Consider the following 2,512-nt stretch of genomic DNA (forward strand, 5'->3'; position numbering starts at 1 on the left):
GGTCTATGTTGATATTTACCGAAATGAGTTGATTCAGGTCATTATTTCGCTATTCAAAAACTCTTTTGATGCTTTTGACGAAAACAATATCAGCAACCGGCTCATCCAAATCGATATTGACCACGACAACCAACACGGTATTCTCACTATCACCGATAATGGAGGAGGAATTACCCAAGAAGCATTGAATAAAATTTTTGTCCCCTATTTCACCACAAAAAATCATACTGAAGGTACAGGATTGGGGATGTATATGAGTAAAATGATTATCGAAGATCACTCTAAAGGCAAACTGGAAATTTCGAGTAATAATGATCAAACTACGATTACGCTAAGACTCCCTTACACCAATTTATAACCTATCTTCGAAAGATTACGAAGATTGGAATCATCTCCCATTTTTTTGCGTAATCGCAAAATCAGGTTTTTAAGAGCACCATCGGACATCTCATCTTCAAGAGTATTTGAAAATGTCTCGTAAGGGATTATTTGACCTCTATTTTGGATCAATAACTCCATCGCATGGATTTCATTTTTTGTCAAAACGGTGGTTTCACCATTCGTATGAAGAAATGATTTGGAGAAAAAATCATACGTTAACTCATCGTTGATTTTAGCCATCAAGAGTCCCTGAGCTTTGAGACGGTCTACTGCTTGGTAAAGCACTTTTATCAACACATTGAATTCGATCGGTTTACGAATATACTCAATGAGATTAAGTTTGCATGCTTCGAGTAGATCGGAGGTTTCAACTGAACCCGAAACGATAACAATCGGAATCTTATCATTATGAATACGAATGGCTTTGGCAACATCGATTCCGCTAAATTTGCCCATATAAATATCCAATATAACCATGTCAATTCGGTTATTTTCGTAGATTTTTATCGCCTCTTCTCCATTCGATACGGCGTATACTTTCCCAACAACAAGACGGAGAGTCTCTTCGGTGATGAAACGTAAATCCGTATCGTCTTCGGCGTATAAAATCGATAAATTTTTAAATTCGCTGTATTTTGCCATCTATTTATCCTCTTTGATACTCTAATCTTGCAGTTCTTTAGAAATAGCAATAAATTTTTCTATATTGTCTAAAAATAAATTAACCAATGTCGGATCGAAATGTTTCCCTTTTTCAGTGTGTATTAATTCGAGGATTTGCTCCATCGGCCACGGTTTTTTATAGACTCGTTCGCAGCTGAGGGCATCAAACACATCTGCCAATGCAGTGATTCTCCCAAAAATATGGATTTCTTTCCCTTTTAAAGCTTTTGGATAACCGCTTCCATCCCATTTTTCGTGGTGTTCATGTGCGATAATCGCCGCCGCTTTTAGAAGCGGACGATTAGAATTTTTCATAATGTCATACCCTATCTGCGCGTGTGTTTTCATCACATCGTATTCATCGGTATCCAATTTACCTGGTTTGAGCAAAATCGAATCGGGAATACCGATTTTTCCGATATCGTGCATCGGAGAGGCACTGTAGAGAAGATAAGTTTGTTCTTCATCTAATCCATACAACTCCCCTAATAGTTTCGCATATCGGGCAACACGGCGGACATGATTACCCGTCTCTTGAGAACGTGTTTCACCTACCTCCCCTAACAAGGAGAGCATTTCATGCTGTGTTTGACGTATCTCTTCGTTTAGATCAAACATCCCCGTGATATCATGACTAACACTGATAAACTCGAGGATCTCCCCAAACTCATCGACAATCGGTTTGATGGTTGTCTCGGTAATATAGTGTTCGCCGTTTTTTTTGAGATTTTTGATTGTACCATTCCATGTCTGTTTATCGAGGATTTTTTGCCATAGTCCCGCATAAAACTCGTGATTCATCTCCGGATGACGGAGTACGTTATGCCGTTGTGCAAGTACTTCATCTCGATTAAATCCACTTGTTTGGCAAAAAATGTCGTTGGCATAGGTGATCTTGCCTCGTAAATCAGTTTTTGTGACAATCGTCGAGAGATCGACTATCTCTTTGTACTGTTCCAAAAGAGTTGTTTGATGAATCAAATCGTGCTTAAGCTGTTCGGTAAATTCAGCCACTTTACGCTCATTATAAATCGCTTTTACGACATCATAGAGAACTTGTAGCATCTGTTCCGTATGGATAGGTTTCAGGAGAAATTGTGATACACCAAGATTAATTAGTTCCAATAAATAGTTGCTCTCTTCACATGCGGAAGTGACGATGAACACTTGTTTAGAACGAATTTCTTTCATTTTTTTGATCATAGCAACTCCGTTGAGTTCCGGCATCAATATATCAGTAATCACAATATCAAAAGAGGAAAGAGTATATTGTGCCAAGCCCTCTTTTCCGTTTTCGGCACTGGTAACATCACTAAACATCGTCTCTAAAAACAAATGAGTATTTTCCCGAATCTGAACTTCATCTTCAACGTATAAAATTTTGAGTCCTGAAGCGTATTGTATCAATGTAGTGATTCGCTCTTTAAGTGTCATGTTCATACTCCATTTGATAAGGTAAAGTGATGGT

3 protein-coding genes are annotated in these 2,512 nt (G+C 38.2%); 1 reads left to right on the forward strand and 2 read right to left on the reverse strand.

The features are described from left to right. Window positions 1-358 (forward strand): sensor histidine kinase (locus WA010_RS09070; RefSeq protein WP_422556808.1); only part of this gene is annotated, 358 nt, incomplete at its 5' end. Here the strand turns inward: WA010_RS09070 and WA010_RS09075 are convergent. Continuing rightward, window positions 343-1,023, reverse strand: coding sequence for a response regulator transcription factor (locus WA010_RS09075; protein ID WP_422556809.1), 681 nt, complete (start codon window positions 1,021-1,023; stop codon window positions 343-345). The genes WA010_RS09070 and WA010_RS09075 overlap by 16 nt on opposite strands. Window positions 1,024-1,044: 21 nt before the next feature. Next, window positions 1,045-2,512 (reverse strand): HD domain-containing phosphohydrolase (locus WA010_RS09080; protein WP_422556810.1); only part of this gene is annotated, 1,468 nt, incomplete at its 5' end.

The sequence above is a fragment of the Sulfuricurvum sp. genome, from assembly GCF_049305995.1.
GTDB lineage: Bacteria > Campylobacterota > Campylobacteria > Campylobacterales > Sulfurimonadaceae > Sulfuricurvum.

Excerpts from the sequence above, each read along its gene's own strand:
- WA010_RS09075 (WP_422556809.1), bottom strand. The coding sequence starts at position 1,023 with ATGGCAAAATACAGCGAATTTAAAAATTTATCGATTTTATACGCCGAA.